This is a genomic window from Pseudomonas poae (genome assembly GCF_001439785.1).
Taxonomy (GTDB): domain Bacteria; phylum Pseudomonadota; class Gammaproteobacteria; order Pseudomonadales; family Pseudomonadaceae; genus Aquipseudomonas; species Aquipseudomonas poae.
The window spans coordinates 30,923-52,998 of sequence record NZ_JYLI01000004.1; the positions used below are offsets into that span (position 1 = coordinate 30,923).

Annotated in this window: 18 protein-coding genes; 7 read left to right on the forward strand and 11 right to left on the reverse strand. The window is 60.6% G+C overall.

Annotated features, from left to right (window positions below; translation table 11 throughout):
- Window positions 1-2 precede the first annotated feature (2 nt).
- The 5 genes from TU75_RS05630 to gpmI all read right to left on the reverse strand — a co-directional run bounded on the left by TU75_RS05630 (window position 3) and on the right by gpmI (window position 6,824).
- On the reverse strand, window positions 3-1,595 hold the full coding sequence (locus TU75_RS05630) for a S1 family serine peptidase (RefSeq protein ID WP_060548403.1): 1,593 nt from the start codon (window positions 1,593-1,595) through the stop codon (window positions 3-5).
- Between the two features lie 65 nt (window positions 1,596-1,660).
- Window positions 1,661-2,446, reverse strand: a complete 786-nt coding sequence (locus TU75_RS05635; RefSeq protein ID WP_060548404.1) for a divergent polysaccharide deacetylase family protein — start codon at window positions 2,444-2,446, stop codon at window positions 1,661-1,663.
- 1 nt (window position 2,447) lies between these two features.
- A complete protein-coding gene (locus tag TU75_RS05640; protein ID WP_003237499.1) occupies window positions 2,448-3,776 on the reverse strand; it encodes a S41 family peptidase in 1,329 nt (442 codons plus the stop codon).
- 30 nt (window positions 3,777-3,806) lie between these two features.
- Window positions 3,807-5,102, reverse strand: a complete 1,296-nt coding sequence (locus tag TU75_RS05645; RefSeq protein WP_003237497.1) for a murein hydrolase activator EnvC family protein — start codon at window positions 5,100-5,102, stop codon at window positions 3,807-3,809.
- Between the two features lie 195 nt (window positions 5,103-5,297).
- On the reverse strand, window positions 5,298-6,824 hold the full coding sequence (gpmI, locus tag TU75_RS05650) for a 2,3-bisphosphoglycerate-independent phosphoglycerate mutase (protein WP_060548405.1): 1,527 nt from the start codon (window positions 6,822-6,824) through the stop codon (window positions 5,298-5,300).
- A 151-nt stretch (window positions 6,825-6,975) separates the two neighbouring features.
- On the opposite strand from gpmI, the gene TU75_RS05655 reads away from it, so the two are divergent.
- Genes TU75_RS05655 through secB form a run of 3 tightly spaced genes read left to right on the forward strand, consistent with a single transcriptional unit; the run spans window position 6,976 to window position 8,161 of the window.
- A complete protein-coding gene (locus tag TU75_RS05655) occupies window positions 6,976-7,389 on the forward strand; it encodes a rhodanese-like domain-containing protein (protein ID WP_003237494.1) in 414 nt (137 codons plus the stop codon).
- A gap of 1 nt (window position 7,390) precedes the next feature.
- A complete protein-coding gene (gene grxC, locus TU75_RS05660) occupies window positions 7,391-7,642 on the forward strand; it encodes a glutaredoxin 3 (protein ID WP_003237492.1) in 252 nt (83 codons plus the stop codon).
- A gap of 39 nt (window positions 7,643-7,681) precedes the next feature.
- Window positions 7,682-8,161 (forward strand): protein-export chaperone SecB, encoded by a 480-nt coding sequence (gene secB / locus TU75_RS05665; RefSeq protein ID WP_003237490.1) that lies wholly within the window; start codon window positions 7,682-7,684, stop codon window positions 8,159-8,161.
- A 151-nt stretch (window positions 8,162-8,312) separates the two neighbouring features.
- Here the strand turns inward: secB and TU75_RS05670 are convergent, their stop codons facing one another.
- Window positions 8,313-8,768 carry a tRNA (cytidine(34)-2'-O)-methyltransferase gene (locus tag TU75_RS05670; protein ID WP_015373546.1) on the reverse strand — a complete coding sequence of 152 codons (456 nt, stop codon included), beginning with the start codon at window positions 8,766-8,768 and terminating at the stop codon, window positions 8,313-8,315.
- Between TU75_RS05670 and TU75_RS05675 the strand changes: the two genes are divergently transcribed.
- A complete protein-coding gene (locus TU75_RS05675; protein ID WP_060548406.1) occupies window positions 8,767-9,207 on the forward strand; it encodes a hypothetical protein in 441 nt (146 codons plus the stop codon). The two genes, TU75_RS05670 and TU75_RS05675, sit on opposite strands and share 2 nt — an antisense overlap.
- A 622-nt stretch (window positions 9,208-9,829) precedes the next feature.
- Here the strand turns inward: TU75_RS05675 and ntrC are convergent.
- The 4 genes from ntrC to glnA form a co-directional block, all read right to left on the reverse strand.
- Window positions 9,830-11,266 (reverse strand): nitrogen regulation protein NR(I), encoded by a 1,437-nt coding sequence (gene ntrC, locus TU75_RS05680; RefSeq protein WP_003237477.1) that lies wholly within the window; start codon window positions 11,264-11,266, stop codon window positions 9,830-9,832.
- On the reverse strand, window positions 11,263-12,348 hold the full coding sequence (gene glnL / locus TU75_RS05685; RefSeq protein WP_003237475.1) for a nitrogen regulation protein NR(II): 1,086 nt from the start codon (window positions 12,346-12,348) through the stop codon (window positions 11,263-11,265). The genes ntrC and glnL overlap by 4 nt, the downstream gene beginning before the upstream one ends.
- Window positions 12,349-12,669: 321 nt before the next feature.
- Window positions 12,670-13,212 (reverse strand): chorismate mutase, encoded by a 543-nt coding sequence (locus tag TU75_RS05690; RefSeq protein ID WP_060548407.1) that lies wholly within the window; start codon window positions 13,210-13,212, stop codon window positions 12,670-12,672.
- A 179-nt stretch (window positions 13,213-13,391) separates the two neighbouring features.
- On the reverse strand, window positions 13,392-14,798 hold the full coding sequence (gene glnA / locus TU75_RS05695; RefSeq protein ID WP_003237471.1) for a type I glutamate--ammonia ligase: 1,407 nt from the start codon (window positions 14,796-14,798) through the stop codon (window positions 13,392-13,394).
- Window positions 14,799-15,132: 334 nt separating this feature from the next.
- Between glnA and thiI the strand changes: the two genes are divergently transcribed.
- Both thiI and typA read left to right on the forward strand, forming a co-directional pair.
- A complete protein-coding gene (thiI, locus tag TU75_RS05700; protein ID WP_032871373.1) occupies window positions 15,133-16,587 on the forward strand; it encodes a tRNA uracil 4-sulfurtransferase ThiI in 1,455 nt (484 codons plus the stop codon).
- Window positions 16,588-16,726: 139 nt separating this feature from the next.
- The gene (gene typA, locus TU75_RS05705) at window positions 16,727-18,547 is read left to right on the forward strand and encodes a translational GTPase TypA (protein ID WP_003237466.1); all 1,821 of its coding nucleotides are present in this window, start codon (window positions 16,727-16,729) and stop codon (window positions 18,545-18,547) included.
- 385 nt (window positions 18,548-18,932) lie between these two features.
- Here the strand turns inward: typA and TU75_RS05710 are convergent, their stop codons facing one another.
- Window positions 18,933-19,367, reverse strand: a complete 435-nt coding sequence (locus TU75_RS05710) for a YkgJ family cysteine cluster protein (RefSeq protein WP_003237464.1) — start codon at window positions 19,365-19,367, stop codon at window positions 18,933-18,935.
- Between the two features lie 238 nt (window positions 19,368-19,605).
- Between TU75_RS05710 and TU75_RS05715 the strand changes: the two genes are divergently transcribed.
- Entirely contained in the window at window positions 19,606-22,056 is a 2,451-nt protein-coding gene (locus tag TU75_RS05715) for a glycogen/starch/alpha-glucan phosphorylase (protein WP_003237462.1), read from the forward strand.
- Window positions 22,057-22,076 lie beyond the last annotated feature (20 nt).

Here is a 22,076-nt window from a genome sequence, read left to right on the forward strand (position 1 = left end):
CCTCAGCGCGGCTTTAGCACGTCCACACGCAAGGTGGAGGGCTGGTCCGCCTGGTCGTAGGCGTAGGTGCAGATCTTGTAGGGCGTGCCCTGGACGCTGATCAATTGCGCGTATTTTTCCGGCGGCGTGGCCGGGTCATCGTTGAGTGGGTGCACCAGGGCGATGACCTCTTCGTCCTCGTCTTCGTCTTCCTTCACCGGCGTCGGCGGTATGGGCAGATAGTCCACCGGACGCAGGCAATCGGTGGTGGCGGCCGGACCGTACTTGTAGGTGTAACGCTGCATGAAGGGCGGTGCCAGGTGCCAGACCAGCGTATAGGCTGCAAGGCCCTGTTTATCCAGGCTGATGCTCAGGTTCGGTGTACGCGCCGGGCCCGGCTCGGCCAGTTCGACGGCCAGGCTCAGCGCATTTTTCATCATGCCCGACGTAACGCGCTGCTCGGCGGACTCCACGCCGACGATACACAGCATGTGCATGCCGGTTTGCGGGCCGATGGGGTCATTGACGTAGGCATGGGCAGCCTTGATCGGCACGCTGTAGAGCGCCGGGTTTTCGCAGTCGATGGCTCGGCGCGTGGTTTTGTAGCGATAGAACGGCGTGTTGGTGCTGAAGGCCAGGTTCCAGCGCGGCACGATGTCCTTGCCCCTGCCGTCGGCTTTCTTGAGGAAGTACTGCTGGATGGGTGCCGGTTTTTTGAACGTGATGGAGGTGGTCGGGTACAGCTCGCAGTGCTCGCCATCCGTCTGTAGCACACCGCCGACAAAACACTGGTTGAGGAACGTTATCGGGCTGCCGTAGTTGGTCTCGGTCTGCCAGACGGGTATGCCGTTATTGACCTCGCACGGCGCGTCGCGCTGGCATTTGCGCTCGGCGGGCTGCCCGCGGGTGCTGGTACTGAGGATGCCGAAGAGCCGGTTGCTGGCGCGGTCGAGCAGCGGCCCGCCAAAGCCGCCGAGGGCGACGCCCTGACATTGGTTCTTCATCGTGACTCGCCACACGAACGGCTGTTCCACCAGTTCCCGCGAGGCCTGTTGAGTGCAGGCCGCCAGGTGCAGGGTGTCCCATTCGGGAGCGGTGAGGGCGAGGATATCCACTCCGTCAGCGGGTACTTCCTCGGCCAGTTTCAGCGGCGTGATGCCCTCCGTGATCAGGCTTGCCAGGGTCGCCTGCAATTCAATCACGGCCAGGTCGACCCCGTGGCTGCTGCCCCATCTCAGGGTTTTCAGCGGGTAGGTCTTGAGGGCCTCAAGGGTGTCGTCGAAATAGTTGAAGCTGATGCTGCCCTTGATCGGCAAATCCCGTTGCACCGCGCCGTTGAGGCGATGCAGGCAATGACTGCTGGTGACCACATAAGCTGGGCCGGACTTGCCGCTCTCATCACGGGTGTCCAGCAGGCTGGCGGTGCACAACGTCTGACTTTCATTGCGGATGCGGCCGACGCCGTTCCAATGGTCGTGTTGATGCCTGGCGTTACGCAGAATCTGTGCCGGGCCGCTATTGGCCAGGCCTTCTCCGAAATCCTTGTTGGCGGCGTGCAATGCGCCGCACAGGCTGGCCAGCAGCAGCCCAGAAGCAACAACGTTTGTGAGGTTCATGACGTGTCCTGAAAAGAGTGAGTGAGGGCTCACTATTCAGGGCGGGCGTGCAGGGCGGGCGTTAGTTATCTAGGGCTCGTGCGGTAGGTGCCGTCACGGCCATGGCCGCCCATGGCCTGATTGCTGCGCAGGCCGATCATCGACTTGATATCGATCCACTCGACGCCTTGGGCCTTGAGCTTGGGCAGCTCGCGTTCCAGTACTGCCAGAGTCTGTGGATACGGGTGGCCGATCATCACCGCAGAACCCTGCTTGTGCGCCAGCTTGATCGCGGTTTGCAGTTGGGTGGTGATCGCCGCTTCGGTGCGCTCGTCATCCAGAAACACATCCCGCGAGACGCTGGCCAGGCCGATCTTCTGCGCCTCGGCGGCAGCGACGGTCTGCGCGCTGGTGCGGCTGTCGACAAAGAACTTGTGACGCCGCTGCAGCTCGCCCATCAGCCAGGCCATCGCCTGTGGCTGGGCGGTCATGCGGCTGCCCATGTGATTGTTGATGCCGGCGGTGAAGGGAACCGCTTCGAAGGCGGCGTCCAGGCGCTTGCCGAGTTCTTCGATGGGCAATTCAGGATGCCAGGCGAACGGGCCGGTGGCCGGGTCCATGGGCATGTGCAGGATCACGATCTTGCCGGCCTTGTGGGCTTCGCGGGCGAATTCTGCGGCGTGGGGCGTGTCGGGCATGATCGCGGTGGTGACCGGCCCAGGCAGGGCCAGCACGCGCCGATCCCGCGGCAGGTTTTGCCCCAGGTCGTCGATGATCAGGGTCAGGTAGGCTTTGTGCGGTTCGCCGGCAGGCATCGCGTGGACGACGCCTGCCAGGCTGCACAGCACGGCGATGATCAGGGCAAGGCGCATATCAACGGTTGCGCGTGATGCTCAGGCCCTTGAGCAGGCTCAACGCCTGGGCCAACTGATAGTCGTCGTCCTGCGGCATCGGCTTGGCTTTGGCACCGCTGCCGGTAGGCTGGTCGGCACCGCCGTTGCCATTGCCCAGGTGACCCTGCAGGTCGGCCTCCTTGTAGTACTCGCTGTCGATCTCGTTGGTGATCTTGGCCTTGCGCACCTCAATGTCCGGCACGATGCCCTGGGCCTGGATCGAGCGACCGTTGGGCGTGTAATACAGCGCGGTGGTGATCTTCAGCGCGCGCTCGTTGTTCAGTGGCAACACGGTTTGTACCGAGCCTTTACCGAAACTGGTGGTGCCCATCAGTACGCCGCGCTTCTGGTCCTGCAGGGCGCCGGCGACGATCTCCGAGGCCGAGGCGCTGCCGCCGTTGATCAGCACGGCCAGTGGCACGTTTTCGCTGAGGTCGTTACCGGTGGCCGAGAAGCGCAGCTCGGAGTTGGCAATGCGCCCCTTGGTGTAGACGATCAGGCCCTTGGTGATGAAGTGATCGACCACTTCCACCGCCGATTGCAGCACGCCGCCCGGGTTGTTACGCAGGTCGAGCACGATGCCGTTGAGTTTCTTGCCGTTGTCCTTGCGCAGCTTGGCCAGGGCCTTGGCCACTTCGTCGCCGGTCTTGACCTGGAATTGGGTGATGCGGATGTAGCCGTAGCCCGACTCCAGCAACTGGCTCTTCACGCTTTTGACCGTGATGGTCGCGCGGGCCAGGGTCACGTCAAACGGGTTACCGCCGTCGCGCACCAGGGTCAGGGTGATTTTCTGGCCGAGCTTGCCGCGCATCTTGTCGACGGCTTCGGTCATGGTCTGGCCACGGGTGGGCTGACCGTTGATCTTGACGATCAGGTCGCCAGCCTGGATGCCAGCCTTGGACGCCGGAGTGTCGTCGATGGGCGAGACCACTTTGATCTGGCCGTCTTCGGCGCCCACTTCAATGCCCAGGCCACCGAACTCACCGCTGGTGCTTTCCTGCAGCTCGGCAAAATCTTCCGGGCCCAGGTAGGCGGAGTGCGGGTCGAGGTTGCTGAGCATGCCCTTGATGGCATTTTCCAACAGGGTCTTGTCATCTACCGGTTCGACATAGGCTGCCTTGATCCGGTCCATGACCTCGGCAAAGGTGCGCAACTCGTCCAGCGGTAACGGCGCCTTGGTGGTCGCGGCAGAGCTCGCGGCGGTGGCGGCGGGCGCTGCCGGTGCGGCCTGATCGGCGAAAGCCAGCGGCGCACCGGTCACCAGGGCGATCGTCAGGGCCAGCGAAGTGAGGCGGGACAAATGCAGCATGTCGAACGAACTCCTAATGTAGGTACGGCCCTATCCTTGGGAACGGCACCATTGTGCAGGGTCGCTCGGGCGGCCCTGCTGACGAATAGCGAAGTACAGCGCCGGGGTGTCCTGGCCGCCACTGTTACCCACAGTGGAGATGGACTCACCGGCTTTTACAACATCACCTGCCGACTTGAGTAATGTCTGATTGTGGCCGTAAAGGCTCAAATAGCCATTGCCGTGGTCAAGAATCACCAGCAGACCGGCACCGCGCAGCCAATCGGCGAACACCACGCGCCCACCGTGAACGGCGTGGACCTGGCTGCCGGCGGCGGCGCTGATCATCACACCATCCCACTTGGCGCGGGTGTCGTCGCCACGGGTTTCACCGAAGCGTGCCAGTAATCGACCATCAACCGGCCATGGAAGTTTGCCGCGCGCTGAAGCAAAAGGGCCGCCAAACGATTCGCCGGTGCTGGAAACCATCGGGCCGGGCGCCGCACGTGCCGGTTTACGCGGCGCCGGAGCGTCGGTGGTGGCCGCTTGTTCGGCCTCACGCTGGCGCTTTTTTTCCGCTTCCTGCTGGGCGATCAGCGCTTTCTGCCGCGCTTCTTCTGCCTCGCGAGCCTGGCGGGCCAGGGTTTCCTCGATGGTCTTGAGCACCTTGGCCAGGTCAGCCTGGTCCTGCACGCGCGCCTGCAGCTTGGCGTCGCGGGCCTTGACGTCGTCATTGAGCTTGGCCAGGGCCAGCTGGCGCTCCTTGCGTACTTTGTCGAGCTGATCGCGCTGAGTGTCGAGGGCGGTTTTCTGGTCGAGCAGCTGCGATTGCTGGTCGGCGATTTCCTGTTCGACATTGGCCAGTTGGCGCAGGGTTTCGTTAAACCCCTTCAATTGATCCAGTCGCGCTTTGCTCAGGTAATCGTAATAGGTCAGGGTGCGTGCGAATTTCTCGGGATTCTGCTGATTGAGCAACAGCTTGAGGTATTCCTGGCGGCCGCTCTGGTAGGCGGCGCGGGCCTGGATCGCGATCAGGCGTTGCTGTTCAACGCGTGCGCTCTGGAGTTTTTTTTTCTCAGCGTCGAGTCGCTCCAGTTCCGACTCGCTCTTCTTTAATTCTTTTTGCAGCTCCTGGACCTGCTTTTCCAGCTTGCCCATCTCGGTTTCCGTACCGCGCAGGTCTTTCTGCACCCCGGATTTTTCTTCCTGAAGCTTGCCGAGCAGTTTTTTCAGCTCGGTAATGTCCTGACGCGTAGCGTCCAACTGTTGTTGGGTTTGTGCGCGCTCATCGGCAAACGCCGGTTGGAGCAGGCAGACAAGAGCAAGGGTAATCAAGGCGCGAAGCATAGAGGCGGGCGACACCAGGGAAATGGACGGCCTAGTATGCCCGCCAAGCGCGGCAAAAAAAACGCCCAATTGGGGCTCGCGAGCAAGTTAGGTGCCGAGTGGCGCGAGTGTGGCGAAAAGATATCGACTAAACACTGAAGTACATGTGGGAGGGAGCAAGCCCCCTCCCACACGGTCCTTTGGTGTTTTATAGAATTAGACCAGGATCGAGGTCCCGGTCATCTCTTTGGGCTTCTCCATCCCCAGCAGCATCAGCATCGTCGGCGCCACATCTGCCAGCACGCCGCCGTGACGCACTTTGAAGTCGCGCTTGCCGACATAGATAAACGGCACCGGCTCGGTGGTGTGGGCGGTATGGGCTTGACCAGTCGATTCATCGGACATCTGCTCGCAGTTGCCATGGTCGGCGGTAATCAGCGCTTCGCCGCCGACCTTGTCCAGCGCGTCGACAATGCGACCGACGCACAGGTCCAGGCATTCCACGGCCTTGGTCGCGGCCTCCAGGTTGCCGCTATGGCCGACCATGTCGCCGTTGGCGTAGTTGACCACGATCACGTCATAACGCTGGTGCTCGATGGCATCGACGATCTTGTCGGTGACTTCCGGCGCGCTCATTTCCGGCTGCAGGTCGTAGGTGGCGACTTTTGGCGACGGGATCAGGATGCGTTCTTCGCCCGGGAACGGTTCTTCGCGCCCGCCGGAGAAGAAGAACGTCACGTGGGCGTACTTCTCGGTCTCGGCGATGCGCAGTTGGGTCTTGCCGTTTTTCGCGAGGTAATCGCCCAGCACGTTGTCCAGGCTGCTCGCGGCAAAGGCGGCGGGGGCCGGGATGCTGGCTGCGTATTGGGTAAGGCCCACGTACTGGACTTTCGGCTGGCGCGCGCGCTCGAATTCCTTGAAGCCATCTTCGACAAACACGCGGCTCAGCTCACGGGCACGGTCAGCGCGGAAGTTCATGAACACCACGGCGTCGCCGTCTTCGACCTTGACCGGCTCGCCGAGGGTGGTGGCTTTGACGAATTCATCGCTCTCGCCACGGGCGTAGGCGGCTTCCAGGCCTTGCTGGGCGGTGGCGGCGTTGAATTCGGCCTGGCCGTCGACGATCAGGTTGTAGGCCTGGGCGACGCGGTCCCAGCGGTTGTCGCGGTCCATGGCGAAGTAACGACCGACCAGGCTGGCGATGCGGCCCTTGCCGAGGGCGGCGAAAGTGGCGTCGAGCAGTTCGATGGACGACTGTGCGCTTTTCGGCGGGGTATCGCGACCGTCGAGGAAGGCGTGCAGGTAGATCTTGTCGGCGCCGCGCTTGAAGGCCAGCTCAGCCATGGCGACCAGGTGGTCCTGATGGCTGTGTACGCCGCCGTCGGACAGCAGGCCCATGAAGTGCACGGCCTTGCCGGCAGCCACTGCTTTATCTACCGCGGCGCAGATGGTGGGGTTCTCAAAGAACTCGCCGTCGCGGATGGCTTTGGTGACGCGGGTGAAGTCCTGGTATACCACTCGTCCGGCGCCCAGATTCATATGGCCGACTTCCGAGTTACCCATCTGGCCGTCCGGCAGGCCCACGTCCATGCCCGATCCGGAGATCAGCCCGTTGGGCACGGTGGCGGTGAGGCGGTCCAGCACTGGCTTGCGCGCCGCGTATACCGCGTTGTCGTGGTGGCTTTCGCTGTGTCCGAAGCCATCGAGAATTATCAGGACCAAAGGTTTAGGCGTGGTAGTCATAGATCCTCTCGCGGCGGTAATAAAGGAAGGCGTTTGAAAAGTGAGTGGCAGTTTAAAGCGAAGTTCAGACTGCGTCACCGCTTTACAGGGGTTGGCCCCCCCTGACGGCTGTGTATACTTACCGCCATTTTAACGCCCTGGAACCTCCTTGATGGTTGATCACCTGATTGCATTTGCCACTGCCCACTATCTGCTCGTGGGTGCCTTTGTCATCCTGCTGGCGCTGCTGATCGCTCATGAAATGAGCCGTGGTGGTCGCAGCCTGAGCACCTCGGAGCTGACCTCGCTGGTCAACAAGGACGAGGCCGTTGTGGTGGACATTCGCCCGGCCAAGGATTTCGCCGCCGGTCACATCGTCGGCGCCCTGAACATCCCCCAGGACAAGCTGATTGCGCGCCTGCCGGAGCTTGAAAAGCACAAGGCCAAGACCATCATCCTGGTCGATGCCCAGGGCCAGCACGCTGGCACCCATGCCCGCGAAATGCTCAAGCTAGGTTTCACCGCCGCCAAGCTGTCTGGCGGCATCGGCAGCTGGAAGGCCGACAACCTGCCGCTGGTGAAGTGATATGAGCCAGGTTGTCGTGTATTCCAGCGATTATTGCCCTTTTTGCATTCGAGCCAAGCAATTGCTTCAGAGCAAGAAAGTGGCCTTCGACGAGATCAAGGTCGATGGCAAGCCTCAGGTGCGCGCCGAGATGACCAAGAAGGCTGGCCGCACGTCGGTCCCGCAGATCTGGATCGGCGACACACACATCGGTGGTTGCGACGACCTGTTTGCCCTCGAGCGCGGCGGCAAGCTCGATGCGCTGCTCGCCTGACTCCCAACCCCCTAACGCCCCCAAGATCAAGGATCTGCGATGACTGACCAACAGAATACCGAAGCAGCAGAAGCCCAAGGCCCACAATTTTCCCTGCAGCGCATCTACGTGCGTGACCTGTCGTTCGAAGCGCCGAAAAGCCCGGCCATCTTCCGTCAGGAATGGACCCCAAGCGTTGCGCTGGACCTGAACACCCGTCAAAAGGCGCTGGAAGGCGACTTCCATGAAGTCGTGCTGACCCTGTCGGTCACCGTCAAGAATGGTGAAGAAGTGGCCTTCATCGCTGAAGTGCAACAGGCCGGTATCTTCCTGATCCAGGGCCTGGACGAAGCGTCCATGAGCCACACCCTGGGCGCGTTCTGCCCAAACATCCTGTTCCCGTATGCCCGTGAGACCCTGGACAGCCTGGTTACCCGTGGTTCGTTCCCGGCGTTGATGCTGGCCCCGGTGAACTTCGATGCGCTGTATGCGCAAGAGCTGCAGCGCATGCAAAGTGAAGGTTCGTCGACCGTTCAGTAATCTCGAAGCGGTAAAAAATGTGGGAGTTGGCTTGTGTGGGCGCTGGCTTGCCTGCGATAGCATCACCGCGGTGTACCTGATACACCTCGGTGCCTGTATCGCGGGCAAGCCCGGCTCCCACACAAACCCGCTCCCACATTTGTTTTATGTGTCAGTTGAAACCGAGTTGGCGCCAGCCTTCGTAGACCGCCACCGCTACGGTGTTGGACAGGTTCAGGCTGCGGCAGCCCTCGCGCATCGGCAGACGCAGGCGATGACCCTCGGGCAGCGCGTCGAGCACCTCGGCAGGCAGGCCGCGGCTTTCCGGGCCGAACAGGAACGCGTCGCCGTCGGCAAAGCTCGCATCATGGAAGGGCCGCGAACCCTTGGTGGTGAACGCGAACAGCCGGGGGTGGCCCAGGCTTTCCAGGCAACTGGCAAGGTCGGCATGGCGCTTGAGCGTGGCGTATTCGTGGTAGTCCAGCCCGGCGCGGCGCAGGCGCTTGTCGTCCATGTCGAAGCCCAGAGGCTCGATCAAATGCAGGTGGCAGCCACTGTTGGCGCACAGCCTGATAACGTTGCCGGTATTCGGCGGAATTTCTGGTTGAAAAAGGATGACGTGAAACATGCACGGCTCCGAAGGCAAAGATGCGCTGCATTCTACCCCTGAAGACGACCCAAGGCCGAAGCTATTGCCGCGTGTGATGGGCTCTTTGGCGATTGTCGGCTTGATGGTGGGTTTGATGATTGGTCGCCTCACCATTGCGGATCCCGTCGAGCTGCTGCGGGTGGAGACTGTCGCTGACGGCGTCGTGGTGTGGTTCAACCGCGAGCCCAGGCTGCATGGCGAACACATCGACGGCACCGTGGCACTGCTGTTCGGTGCGCAGGGCAAATCATCCGGCGGGCAGTTGCAGGTCAATGAAAGTCTGGTGAACTGGCGCGTGCGCAAGACCGATGGTGGTCTGCTGCTGAACCTGGTGTCGGCTCGGCCGTTGCGCGGGGACTGGAAGGGCCAGTCGGTCGACGACCGCTGGCGGTTGGAGATCCATCTCCAGGAGCAATAAAAGAGGGAGTTCCCGGCCTGCCTGTACCAGGGCTCCCAAAACGGGGTGAAGCCAGAGGCTTCGGTGTTAAAGAGGGGATTCTCGGCCTGCCTGTACCAAGGTCCCCGAAACTGGGTAGTACAAGGGTTATTGCAGGGCGCGTGCCAGAATTTGCATTTTTTGTTAAAAACCTTTGCTAGAAAGCGCAAAGCCCCGGAATACGGGGCTTTGGTGTTTTGCACGGTTGGTTTTTTTCTGCGATTACCGGATTGTTCTGCGCTGTATCCATGCTCGATAGCGGTTCAGGTTGCATTGAAGCGGTGCACGCCTTTGAAACCTGCGTGCGAGCGAGTTGTGAAGCACGGGCTTCTGTGGCGAGCGGGCTTGCCCCGCGTTGGGGTGCGAAGCGCCCCCCATTCAAGAACAACGCGGTACACCTGACACTGCCCAGAGCATGGGCTTGGGGCTGCTGCGCAGCCCAACGCGGGACAAGCCTGCTCGCCACAGGGATGTGGTCGCCCCAAATGGTCGTGCACAGTCAATACTTCAAGGTGACTGTCAGGCTTTAAAATCAACACGTTATTGTAAGTTTTATAAGAGGGAGCAAGCCCCCTACCACATGGGTTTTCAGTGGACCCGAGCTTCAGGCGTCATCGCCCTCGTCGTCATCCCCGCCATCCACCTTCATGCCCAATTCCTTGATCTTGCGCGTCAGGGTATTGCGCCCCCAACCCAGCAACACCGCCGCATCGCGACGACGCCCGGCCGTGTGCTTGAGCGCGGTCTCGATCATGATCCGCTCGAACGCCGGCACGGCACTGTCCAACAGGTTCGACTGGCCACGCGCCAGGGCCTGATCGGCCCATTGGCGCAACGCCTGTTCCCAGTTGGTCACCGGGGCCGAATCCTGCGGCAGGCTCAGCAGCTCCGGCGGCAGGTCGCTGATATGCACTTCGCGCCCGGAGGCCATCACCGTGATCCAGCGGCAGGTGTTCTCCAGCTGGCGCACGTTACCGGGCCACGGCAGGTTCTTGAGGTATTCCTCGGTCTCGCTTTTGAGCAACTTCGGCTCCACCGCCAGCTCAAGGGCTGCGCGGCTGAGGAAGTGGCGGGCGAGGGTGGGGATGTCTTCGCGACGGTCCGACATGCGCGGAATATGGATGCGGATCACGTTGAGGCGGTGGAACAGGTCTTCACGGAATTTACCCGCGTGCACCAGGGTTTCCAGGTTCTGGTGGGTCGCGGCGATAATCCGCACATCGACCTTGACCGGTGTGTGCCCGCCAACCCGGTAGAACTCGCCGTCCGCCAGTACGCGCAGCAGGCGGGTTTGGGTATCGGCCGGCATGTCGCCGATTTCATCGAGAAACAACGTACCGCCGTCGGCCTGCTCAAAGCGCCCGCGCCGCAGGTTGGCCGCGCCGGTAAACGCGCCTTTCTCGTGGCCGAACAGCTCGGATTCCATCAGGTCCTTGGGAATGGCGGCCATGTTCAACGCAATGAACGGCGCCGCTGCCCGTGGACTGTGACGGTGCAGGGCATGGGCCACCAGCTCCTTGCCGGTGCCCGACTCGCCATTGATCAGTACGGTGATGTTGGAGTGGCTCAAGCGGCCGATGGCGCGAAACACTTCCTGCATCGCTGGCGCTTCGCCGATGATTTCCGGGGTGCGGGTCAGGGCCGGTGGCGCTTCCTGATTTTGCTGTTCCTGGGCGTGCTGGTTGGCACGCTTGACCAGCGCCACCGCTTCGTCCACGTCGAACGGCTTGGGCAGGTACTCAAACGCGCCGCCTTGATAGGAGGCGACAGCGCTGTCCAGGTCCGAATGCGCGGTCATGATGATCACCGGCAGGCGCGGATGCTGCTCGCGAATCCGCGCCAGCAGGTCCAGGCCACTGGCGCCGGGCATGCGGATGTCGGAGATGATCACGTCGGGCTGCTGGCGCGCCAGGCGGCTCATGACGCCGTCGGCGCTGTCGAAGCTCTGGGTGGTCATGCCTTCCTGTTGCAAGGCTTTCTCCAGGACCCAGCGGATAGAACGGTCGTCATCGACGATCCAGACAGTTTCACTACGGCTCATGTCGATGGGGCTCCTTGTTCCAGTGGCAGAAAGATCGAGAACGTGGTGTGGCCGGGATGGCTCTCACATTCGATCAGGCCCTGATGCTGGCTGATGATGTTCTGGGTAATGGCCAGGCCCAGCCCGGTACCGTCCGGGCGGCCGCTGACCATGGGAAAGAAAATGGTGTCCTGCAGGTCGGCAGGAATGCCCGGGCCGTTGTCGATGATCTCGACCTTGGTGACCAGGCGATGGCGTATATGGCCGATGGTGAATTGACGCAGCGCGCGGGTGCGCAGGCTGATGCGGCCCAGGCGCAGTTCGTTCTGGCTGCTGATGGCTTGCATGGCGTTGCGCACGATATTGAGTACCGCCTGGATCATCTGTTCGCGGTCGATCAAGACGTCGGGAATGCTCGGGTCGTAGTCGCGCACCAGCGTGATGCAGCCCTGGCTTTCGGCCTCGACCAGTTGGCAGACGCGTTCGAGCACTTCGTGCACGTTGGTCATCGCCAGGGATGGCAGCTTGTTGGAGCCGAGCATGCGGTCCACCAGGTTGCGCAGGCGGTCGGCCTCTTCAATGATGACGTTGGTGTAGTCCTTGAGATGCTCTTCGGGCAGCTCGCGCGCCAGCAGCTGTGCCGCGCCGCGAATGCCGCCGAGGGGGTTCTTGATCTCATGGGCCAAGCCGCGCACCAGCATTTTGCTGGTTTCCTGCTTGGACAGCTGTGCCTCTTCCTTGGTGATGCGCAGCAAGCGATCTCGCGGGTGCACTTCCAGCAGCAGCAGCGTGGCGCCGTTGCTGAGGATGGGGGTTACGGCGTAGTCGACGGTCAGCGTCTGGCCGGTGAGGGCGGTGAGCATCGCTTCGCGCTTGGTAAACGGGTGTGCCTGTTCTACCGCCTGGCGCAACGAGCTCAGGGCTTCGGCCGATTCGGTGAACAATTCGCTGATGAACTGCCCATGGCTGCGCTGGCCGCTGATGGCCAGGAGCATCTCCGCCGCCGGGTTCATGTACTCAAGGCGCAGGTCGGCATTGAGCAGGATGGTCGCGGTGGTCAGGTTGTCGAGTAACAAACGGTGCAGTGCATCGCTGATGGTCATCGGGACCTCTTTTGGAGCAAGGCGCAGGCTTGAGGCACACGCTGATACAAGGAAAATGCAAAAACCAAACCAAGGCTCCGAAAAGAAGCGCGTAACGCCTGAAATAACGACTTTAGGCGCGAAACTGTGGCGTTCTGCCAGCTTGAGCGGGAAGTTTCGAACCAAAATGGGATGGGCAGGTGAGTAGGGTGCAGGCTTGCGCACTAATATAGTGCGATTTCTTCAGGTTTGTTCAGGAAGCTGTCGTACGAGGATGCTGAATGCGTGATAGCTAAATGTGGGAGCGCGCTTGCTCCCACACGGTGGATCAGGTTTGCAGGTTTAGCCCTTGTATATGCACAGCTCGGCGGTGGCGCGGATCATCGCCAGTTGGCGCAGCGGGTCATTGAGCGGTTCGTGCACGGCTTCGGCCAGCCATTGCGGGCATTGAGGGTCGGTGCGTTGAGGGGTGAAATCAGCCAGTTGCTTGAGCAGGCTTTTTTGCAGTTCGTCCAGTTGCGGGCGGATTTGCTTGACCAGGTCCGGGCGCGGATCGTCAGGCGCCTTGCCCTGGAACTGCCAGTCGGACAAGTGGGTGTACTGCACCAGTTTGTTCGCTTCGATTTGCGCAGAGAAGAATTGCTCTGCGGCGGCAGGGTCGAGCTTGTAGCTCTGGGCCTGGGCGACAACGCTGGCAATCACTTCCTGCTCGCGTTTCTTGTCTTCCACAGGCTTGTGGCTGTCCCATTTGCTCAGTGCCACCTGATCGGCAATCTCCAGGCGCTCGGCGATGCTGTTGAGCAGCGGCTCAAGGGTGGGCGGCGCGGCACTGGCAGTGGCGCTGGCGCCGGCAAACATCAAGGCAAACAAAAATCGTGATTTCAACGGTGATCTCCTTGTGGGAGGGGACTTGCTCCCGATGGCGGTGGGTCAGGTTATACAGGTATTGCCTGAAACTCTGCCATCGGCGGCAGGCTCCTTCCCGCATTCTTCATGCTCGGGCAAAAAAAAGACCTCCCGAAGGAGGTCTTTTTCATCACGCCACCTTAAGCGGCGCTACCGGATCAGCAGCTGTAGTACAGCTCGTATTCCAGTGGGTGTACGAAGGTGCGAACCTTGATTTCTTCAGCGCTCTTGAGCTCGATGTAGGCATCGATGAAGTCGTCGCTGAACACGCCGCCTTTGGTCAGGAACGAACGGCCCTTGTCCAGCTCTTCCAGGGCCTCTTTCAGGCTGCCACACACCTGTGGAATTTCCTTGGCCTCTTCAGGCGGCAGGTCGTACAGGTTTTTGTCGGCGGCGTCGCCAGGGTGGATCTTGTTCTGGATACCGTCCAGGCCAGCCATGACCAAGGCAGCGAAGGCCAGGTACGGGTTGGCAGCCGGATCCGGGAAGCGGGCTTCGATGCGACGAGCGCGCGGGCTGGACACGTAAGGAATACGGATCGAAGCGGAGCGGTTGCGCGCCGAGTAGGCCAGCATCACTGGCGCTTCAAAACCTGGGACCAGACGCTTGTAGGAGTTGGTCGACGGGTTGGTGAAGCCGTTCAGGGCCTTACCGTGCTTGATGATACCGCCGATGAAGTACAGGGCAGTGTCGGACAGGCCGGCATAGCCTTCGCCAGCGAAGGTGTTCTTGCCATCTTTGGCGATGGACAGGTGAACGTGCATGCCCGAACCGTTATCGCCGTACAGAGGCTTGGGCATGAAGGTCGCGGTACGACCGTAGGCAACGGCGGTGTTGTGTACGCAGTACTTGAGGGTCTGAACTTCGTCAGCCTTGGCAACCAGGGTGTTGAACTTCACACCGATTTCGTTCTGGCCGGCAGTGGCCACTTCGTGGTGATGCACTTCGATGACCAGGCCCATGTCTTCCATGGCGTTGCACATGGAGGTACGGATTTCGTGGTCGTGGTCGAACGGTGGCACCGGGAAGTAGCCGCCTTTGATGCCTGGACGGTGGCCGTGGTTGCCGCCTTCCACGTCCTGGTCGGACATCCAGGAGCCTTGTTCGGAGTAGATCTTGAACATGGAGCCGGAGATGTCGGATTTGAACTTCACTTGATCGAAGATGAAGAACTCTGGCTCGGGGCCCACGAATACGGTGTCACCGATACCGGTCGACTTCAGGTATTCCTCGGCACGCTTGGCGATCGCACGTGGGTCGCGGTCATAGCCCTGCATGGTCGAAGGCTCGATCACGTCGCACACCAGGATCAGAGTAGGCTCTTCGGTGAACGGGTCGAGGACGGCAGTGGTGTCGTCCGGCATCAGGATCATGTCGGAGGCTTCGATGCCTTTCCAGCCGGCAATGGAGGAACCGTCGAACATTTTGCCTTCTTCGAAGAACGCATCATCCAGCGCATCGCGAGCCGGCATGGTCACGTGATGCTGAGTGCCTTTTGTGTCCGTGAAGCGCAGATCAATCCATTTAACGTCATGATCTTTGATGAGTTGAACCGACTTCGACATGGTGTCCTCCGGGTGGCTTCGGGCTGGGGTAGTGGAGTTAGCCCTTAGAATGTTGGTGATGCCGGCGCGGATAGTCCGCCATGGCAACCTGCCTCACAAGAGAGCAAATTGCATGCCAGTGCGCCAACATGGGATTTATGCTCCAAATGCGACCCTATAAAGGTGCATAGCGACAAATGCCGCAAAGCGGCGCACCTCAATGTAGCGTTGCGAGCTGCAAATGCACGCATTTAGTGCGCGATAAGTGCGTTGCATATTAACTGGTTAAACCTTGAGCGATTTCCGCTATAATCCGCGCCCCCCTTTTTCAGCAGGCCCGGCACGCGCTGTTTCCATGAAATTAATCGTAAAAGTCTTCCCCGAAATCACCATCAAGAGCCGACCGGTACGGATGCGCTTCATCCGTCAGTTGGCCAAGAATATCCGCGCCGTGCTCCGTGATCTGGACCCGGCCGTGGTGGTGAATGGTGTGTGGGACAACCTCGAGCTGGAAACCCGCCTGACCGACGCCAAAGCCCTGAAGGACATGACCGAGCGCCTGAGCTGCATGCCGGGCATCGCGCATTTCCTGCAAGTGGACGAGTACCCGCTGGGTGACTTCGATGACATCACCGAGAAGTGCAAGCTGCACTTCGGTAATGAGCTTGAAGGCAAGATTTTTTCGGTACGCTGCAAGCGTGCCGGCAAGCACCCGTTCAGCTCCATGGATGTGGAGAAATACGTCGGCAGCAAGCTGCGTCGCGAGTGCGGCGCCGCCGGAATTTCCCTCAAAGCGCCGCAAATTGAAGTGCGCATGGAAATTCGCGACCAACGGTTGTTTGTGATCCACAGCCAGCACAACAGCATCGGCGGCTACCCGCTGGGCGCCCTGGAACAGACCCTGGTATTGATGTCCGGCGGTTTCGATTCCACAGTGGCGGCCTATCAGATCATGCGCCGTGGCCTGATGAGCCACTTCTGCTTCTTTAACCTGGGCGGGCGTGCACACGAATTGGGCGTGATGGAAGTCGCGCACTTTATCTGGAAGAAGTACGGCAGCTCCCAGCGCGTGCTGTTTGTGAGCGTGCCGTTCGAGGAAGTACTGGGCGAAATTCTCGCTAAAGTCGATAACAGTCATATGGGCGTGGTTTTGAAGCGTATGATGTTGCGCGCTGCGTCCCGCATTGCCGATCAATTGCAGATCGACGCGCTGGTGACCGGCGAGGCGATCTCCCAGGTGGCCAGCCAGACGCTGCCCAACCTGTCGCTGATCGACTGCGTGACCGAGAAGCTGGTGTTGCGCCCGCTGATCGCCAGTCACAAGCAGGACATTATCGATCTGGCCGAAGAAATCGGTACCGCCGATTTTGCCAGGCATATGCCGGAATACTGCGGGGTCATCTCGGTGAACCCCAAGACCCACGCCAAGCGCAACCGCGTGGAGTACGAAGAACAACAGTTTGATATGGCGGTTCTGGAGCGTGCGCTCGAGAACGCCAAGCTGGTCCCGATCGATCGTGTGATCGACGAGTTGGGCCAGGATGTGCAGATCGAAGAAGTCAGCGAAGCCCTGGCCGGTCAGATCGTCGTCGACATCCGTCACCCGGATGCTGCCGAGGATGAGCCGCTGGAAATCGCCGGCATCGACGTACAAACGCTGCCGTTCTATGCATTGAACGCGCGTTTCAAGGAACTGGATAACAGCCGTCAGTACCTGCTGTATTGCGACAAAGGCGTGATGAGTCGCCTGCATGCCCACCATTTGCTCAGTGAGGGGCATGCCAATGTGCGCGTTTATCGACCGAGCTAAGAGCCCGGGGCTGTTTGCCTGTGGCCTGCGTCACCGGCCCCCCGACTCTGCCGTCAAGCTGTAACGGCAAGGCCTGACTCTACTGTTAATCGCTGCCACGACCTGTCAGCACACCGAATCCTCTGATCGAGATACACAAGTGATCGAAAATCTACGTAACATCGCCATCATTGCTCACGTTGACCACGGTAAAACCACCCTGGTAGACAAACTCCTGCGTCAATCCGGCACCCTGGAGCGCAACGAGCTCAACGACGAGCGCGTGATGGACTCCAACGACCAGGAAAAAGAGCGCGGTATTACCATCCTGGCGAAAAACACCGCCATCAACTGGAACGGCTACCACATCAACATCGTGGACACCCCGGGCCACGCCGACTTCGGCGGCGAAGTGGAACGCGTGATGTCGATGGTTGACTCCGTGCTGCTGCTGGTTGACGCTCAAGACGGTCCTATGCCGCAAACCCGTTTCGTGACCAAGAAGGCCTTCGAAGCCGGCCTGCGTCCGATCGTGTGCATCAACAAGGTTGACCGTCCAGGCGCGCGTCCGGATTGGGTTCTGGACCAGATCTTCGACCTGTTCGACAACCTGGGTGCCACCGAAGAACAGCTGGACTTCCAAGTCATCTACGCCTCGGCCCTGAACGGTATTGCTGGTCTTGACCACACCGACATGGCTGAAGACATGACCCCGCTGTACCAGTCGATCGTCGACAACGTACCCGCGCCGAAAGTTGACCGTGAAGGCGCGTTCCAGATGCAGATCTCTGCACTGGACTACAACAGCTTCCTGGGTGTTATCGGCGTTGGCCGTATCGCTCGCGGCAGCGTCAAGCCGAACACCCCGGTTGTGGCTATCGGCGCCGACGGCAAAAAGCGTAACGGTCGTATCCTGAAGCTGATGGGTCACCACGGTCTGCACCGCGTAGACGTTGAAGAAGCTTTCGCCGGCGACATCGTCTGCGTGAGCGGTATGGACTCGCTGTTCATTTCCGACACCCTGTGCCAGCCGGACACCGTCGAGGCGATGAAGCCTCTGACCGTTGACGAGCCAACCGTTTCGATGACCTTCCAGGTGAACGACTCGCCTTTCTGCGGCAAGGAAGGCAAGTTCGTGACCTCCCGTAACATCAAGGAGCGTCTGGACAAAGAGCTGCTGTACAACGTTGCACTGCGCGTTGAAGAAGGCGACTCGGCTGACAAGTTCAAAGTCTCCGGCCGTGGTGAGCTGCACCTCTCGGTACTGATCGAAACCATGCGTCGCGAAGGCTTCGAAATGGGCGTGGGTCGTCCGGAAGTGATCATCCGTCAGGTTGACGGCGTGAAGCAGGAACCTTTCGAAAACGTCACCATCGACACCCCGGAAGAATCCCAGGGCAAGGTCATGGAAGAGATGGGCCTGCGTAAGGGCGACCTGACCAACATGGTGCCGGATGGCAAGGGCCGTGTACGTCTGGAATACAACATCCCTGCGCGTGGTCTGATCGGTTTCCGTAACCAGTTCCTGACCCTGACCAACGGTGCTGGCATCCTGACCTCGATCTTCGATCGCTACGACACCATGAAGTCCGGCGACATGTCCGGCCGTCAGAACGGTGTACTGGTATCGGTAGAAACCGGCAAGGCGCTGACCTACTCGCTGGAAACCCTCCAGGCGCGTGGCAAGCTGTTCGTTGAACACGGTCAAGAGATCTACAACGGTCAGATCGTTGGTCTGAACAGCCGTGACAACGACATGGGCGTCAACCCAACCAAAGGCAAGAAGCTCGACAACATGCGTGCTTCGGGTAAAGACGAAACCATCGCTCTGGTCCCACCTGTTCGCTTCACCCTGGAACAGGCCCTGGAATTCATCCAGGACGACGAGCTGTGCGAAGTCACGCCTAAGTCGATCCGTCTGCGTAAGAAGATCCTGGACGAAGGCGAGCGTACCCGCGCTGCCAAGAAATCCAAGAACTGAGTTAACTCAGGCTGAATAAAAACGCCCCCGGTCGAAAGGCCGGGGGCGTTTTTTTATGCCTGCATTTTGTGCTGGGCTGTTGTGATGATCAGGCTTGTTGTGGGCAGCAGGCCAATGAGATGGTCACTCCCAACACCCTGTGAAAGCTTAGCCCTGGCCGGGTGTGGGAGTGACCATAGATTGTTGTGGCGAGCGGGCTTGCCCCGCGTTGGGCTGCGAAGCGGCCCTAAAACCTGGCGCCGCGGTTTGTCTGGGAGAATGCGGCGGCCTTATTGGGGGCTGCTGCGCAGCCCAACGCAGGACAAGCCTGCTCGCCACAGGGAATCTGCGCTTAACTGAATGGCATTGGGGCAAGCCCGCAGGACACAGGGAATCGGCTTTTGGATCAGAACTTGTCGAGGGTCTTGAAATTAGTCTCGCGCACCACTTCTTTCGGCTTATACGCGCAATACCCTGGCCGCGGCCCGATTTTCGGGTGGTTGCGGCAGGTATCCGGGCGCTTGTCATAAATAGTGCAGAAGCGCGTCTTACGATCCAGGTACAGGCAATCGTTGTTGCTCATGCGTTGCAGGGTGAAGATTTCCGATTTGGAATTGAAGCGCTCCACGATGCCTTCCTTCTGCAACCGCTTGGCGATGTTCTTCGGCGGGTCACCGCGCTCGAATTCGTCGACGATGCCAATGCGGATCAGGTCCTTGATCTTCACCTCCACCGGCAGCGTGCAGCAGCTGGACACGCAGCCGCCGCACATGTGGGCGGAATATTTCTGCCAGGTCTCTAGACGGTCGAGTTCCGCGGCGGCGATCAGTTGAGGCTTCATCAGGGTTCCAGGGTGGGGCGGTAGCAGGGCGCGCGATCATACCGGGATTGGTGGTTTTTTGAACAATATTTTGCGGGTTTCGGCCAAAAGGCACGCCTGGGCCAAAAGCGGGCACGGCGCCTGCATCAAATTCACCAAACGGTGAATGAGTTAAAAAACTGACGAACCGCAGCCGCTACCGTCTGTCAGACGGTCTAGGCTCTAGCAACTCCTTCTATCTCGCCCGAGGTCGCAATTGATGTCTCAGGAACCACTTGCACGAGAAGCAGAGGTAGCCGCATTTCGCGATGCCGTCTTGACCAAACTCACCTATGCGGTGGGCAAGGACCCGGATCACGCCTTCGACCACGACTGGTTCGAAGCCATTGCCCTGGCCGCCCGCGACCAGATGGTCGAACACTGGATGGACCACACCCGGCGTATCTACCGCAAAGGTCAGAAGCGGGTGTATTACCTCTCTCTGGAATTTCTTATCGGCCGCTTGCTCTACGACAGCCTGAGCAACCTGGGCGTGCTGGAGATCGCGCGGGACGCACTGGCTGAGCTGGGCGTCGACCTTGAGCGCATTCGTCTGCTGGAGCCCGATGCGGCGCTCGGCAACGGTGGCCTTGGGCGTCTGGCCGCGTGCTTCATGGAAAGCATGTCCACCCTCGGCATTGCCGGGCACGGTTACGGCATCCGCTACGAGCACGGCTTGTTCCGCCAGGCGATTGTCGATGGCTGGCAACAGGAGCAGACCGAACGCTGGCTGGATTTCGGCAACCCGTGGGAATTCGAGCGGGCCGAAGTGATTTACCCGATCGGTTTTGGCGGTAGCGTCGAAACCCTGCCGGATGCGTCCGGCAAAATGATCCAGGTGTGGACGCCGGGCGAAACCGTACGCGCGGTGGCCTACGACACGCCGGTGGTCGGCTGGCGCGGCGCCAGCGTCAACACCCTGCGCCTGTGGCGTGCGCGCGCCGTGGAGGACTTGCACCTGGAGCGCTTCAACGCCGGTGACCACCTGGGCGCCGTCGCCGAAGTGGCCCGCGCCGAAAGTATCTCCCGCGTACTTTACCCGGCCGACAGCACCGAAGCCGGGCAAGAGCTGCGCCTGCGCCAGGAGTACTTCTTCGTCTCCGCCTCCTTGCAGGATCTGCTGCGCCGTCACAAGAACATGCACGGCTCGGTACTGAGCCTGGGCGAGCACGCGGCGATCCAGCTCAATGACACTCACCCGTCCATTGCCGTGGCCGAGCTGATGCGTCAACTGGTGGACCTGCACGACATTCCCTGGGAAGCCGCGTGGGACGTGACCGTCGAAACGCTTTCCTACACCAACCACACCTTGTTGCCCGAAGCCCTGGAAACCTGGCCGGTCGGTTTGATGGAACGCATGCTGCCCCGCCACATGCAGATCATCTACCTGATCAACGCCCAGCACATCGACTCGCTGCGCGCCAAAGGCATCCACGACTTCGACGTGCTGCGTGCCGTTTCGCTGATCGAAGAAGACAATGGCCGACGCGTGCGCATGGGTAACCTGGCGTTCCTCGGTTCCCACAGCGTCAACGGCGTGTCCGGCCTGCACACCCAGTTGATGCGCAGCACCGTGTTCAGCGAACTGCACAAGCTCTACCCGGAGCGCATCAACAACAAAACCAACGGCATCACCTTCCGCCGCTGGCTGTACCAGGCCAACCCCAAGCTCACGCAGATGCTGGTGGACGCGCTGGGGCCGGACATTCTCGACACCATGGAAACCCGCCTGACGGAGCTTGAAACCTTCGCCGAGAAACAGGCCTTCCGCAAAGCCTTCGCCGATCAGCGCCTGCACAGCAAGCGTGCGCTGGCCGAGATTATCCATGAGCGCCTGGGCATTTCGGTCAACCCGGCGGCGATGTTCGATGTACAGGTCAAGCGTATCCACGAGTACAAGCGCCAACTGCTGAACCTGCTGCACACCGTGGCGCTGTACCAGGCGATCCGTGCCGAGCCGGGCACTGACTGGGTGCCACGGGTGAAGATCTTCGCCGGCAAGGCGGCGGCGAGTTATCACCAGGCCAAGCTGATCATCAAGCTCACCAACGACATTGCGCGCACCGTGAACAACGACCCGACCGTCCGCGGTCTGCTCAAGGTGGTGTTCCTGCCCAACTACAACGTAAGCCTGGCGGAAAGCATCATCCCGGCGGCGGACTTGTCGGAGCAGATTTCCACCGCAGGCTTCGAGGCCTCGGGCACCAGTAACATGAAGTTCGGCCTCAACGGCGCGCTCACCATCGGCACCATGGACGGCGCGAACGTGGAGATGCACGAGCAGGTCGGTGCCGAGCACATGTTCATCTTCGGCCTCAGCGCGCAACAGGTGGAAGCCCGCAAGCACGCCGGTGAGTTCAGTGCCGGGCCGGACATCGCTGCGTCCCATCGCCTCAACGATGTGCTGCAGGCGATTCGCGGCGGGGTGTTCTCGCCGGATGATCCGGGCCGCTACGTGGGCCTGATCGACGGGCTGATCGACTACGACCGCTTCCTGGTGTGCGCCGACTTCGATTCCTACTGGGACGCCCAGGCACGGGTCGAAGCGCATTGGCACGACTCCAAGGCGTGGTGGCGTTCGGCGGTGCTCAACACTGCGCGCATGGGGTGGTTCTCGTCCGACCGGACAATTCGCGAGTACGCGACCGAGATCTGGAAGGCCCTGGACTGACCTTGCAGGAGCGAGCTTGC

What these genes read in the sequence shown, in the direction of transcription:
- TU75_RS05655 (WP_003237494.1), top strand. Translation starts at nt 6,976, where the DNA reads ATGGTTGATCACCTGATTGCATTTGCCACTGCCCACTATCTGCTCGTG.
- TU75_RS05640 (WP_003237499.1), bottom strand. Translation starts at nt 3,776, where the DNA reads ATGCTGCATTTGTCCCGCCTCACTTCGCTGGCCCTGACGATCGCCCTG.
- secB (WP_003237490.1), top strand. Translation starts at nt 7,682, where the DNA reads ATGACTGACCAACAGAATACCGAAGCAGCAGAAGCCCAAGGCCCACAA.
- glnA (WP_003237471.1), bottom strand. Translation starts at nt 14,798, where the DNA reads ATGTCGAAGTCGGTTCAACTCATCAAAGATCATGACGTTAAATGGATT.
- TU75_RS05635 (WP_060548404.1), bottom strand. Translation starts at nt 2,446, where the DNA reads ATGCGCCTTGCCCTGATCATCGCCGTGCTGTGCAGCCTGGCAGGCGTC.
- TU75_RS05630 (WP_060548403.1), bottom strand. Translation starts at nt 1,595, where the DNA reads ATGAACCTCACAAACGTTGTTGCTTCTGGGCTGCTGCTGGCCAGCCTG.
- ntrC (WP_003237477.1), bottom strand. Translation starts at nt 11,266, where the DNA reads ATGAGCCGTAGTGAAACTGTCTGGATCGTCGATGACGACCGTTCTATC.
- TU75_RS05715 (WP_003237462.1), top strand. Translation starts at nt 19,606, where the DNA reads ATGTCTCAGGAACCACTTGCACGAGAAGCAGAGGTAGCCGCATTTCGC.
- TU75_RS05675 (WP_060548406.1), top strand. Translation starts at nt 8,767, where the DNA reads ATGCACGGCTCCGAAGGCAAAGATGCGCTGCATTCTACCCCTGAAGAC.
- TU75_RS05710 (WP_003237464.1), bottom strand. Translation starts at nt 19,367, where the DNA reads ATGAAGCCTCAACTGATCGCCGCCGCGGAACTCGACCGTCTAGAGACC.
- TU75_RS05670 (WP_015373546.1), bottom strand. Translation starts at nt 8,768, where the DNA reads ATGTTTCACGTCATCCTTTTTCAACCAGAAATTCCGCCGAATACCGGC.
- grxC (WP_003237492.1), top strand. Translation starts at nt 7,391, where the DNA reads ATGAGCCAGGTTGTCGTGTATTCCAGCGATTATTGCCCTTTTTGCATT.
- gpmI (WP_060548405.1), bottom strand. Translation starts at nt 6,824, where the DNA reads ATGACTACCACGCCTAAACCTTTGGTCCTGATAATTCTCGATGGCTTC.
- glnL (WP_003237475.1), bottom strand. Translation starts at nt 12,348, where the DNA reads ATGACCATCAGCGATGCACTGCACCGTTTGTTACTCGACAACCTGACC.
- TU75_RS05645 (WP_003237497.1), bottom strand. Translation starts at nt 5,102, where the DNA reads ATGCTTCGCGCCTTGATTACCCTTGCTCTTGTCTGCCTGCTCCAACCG.
- thiI (WP_032871373.1), top strand. Translation starts at nt 15,133, where the DNA reads ATGAAATTAATCGTAAAAGTCTTCCCCGAAATCACCATCAAGAGCCGA.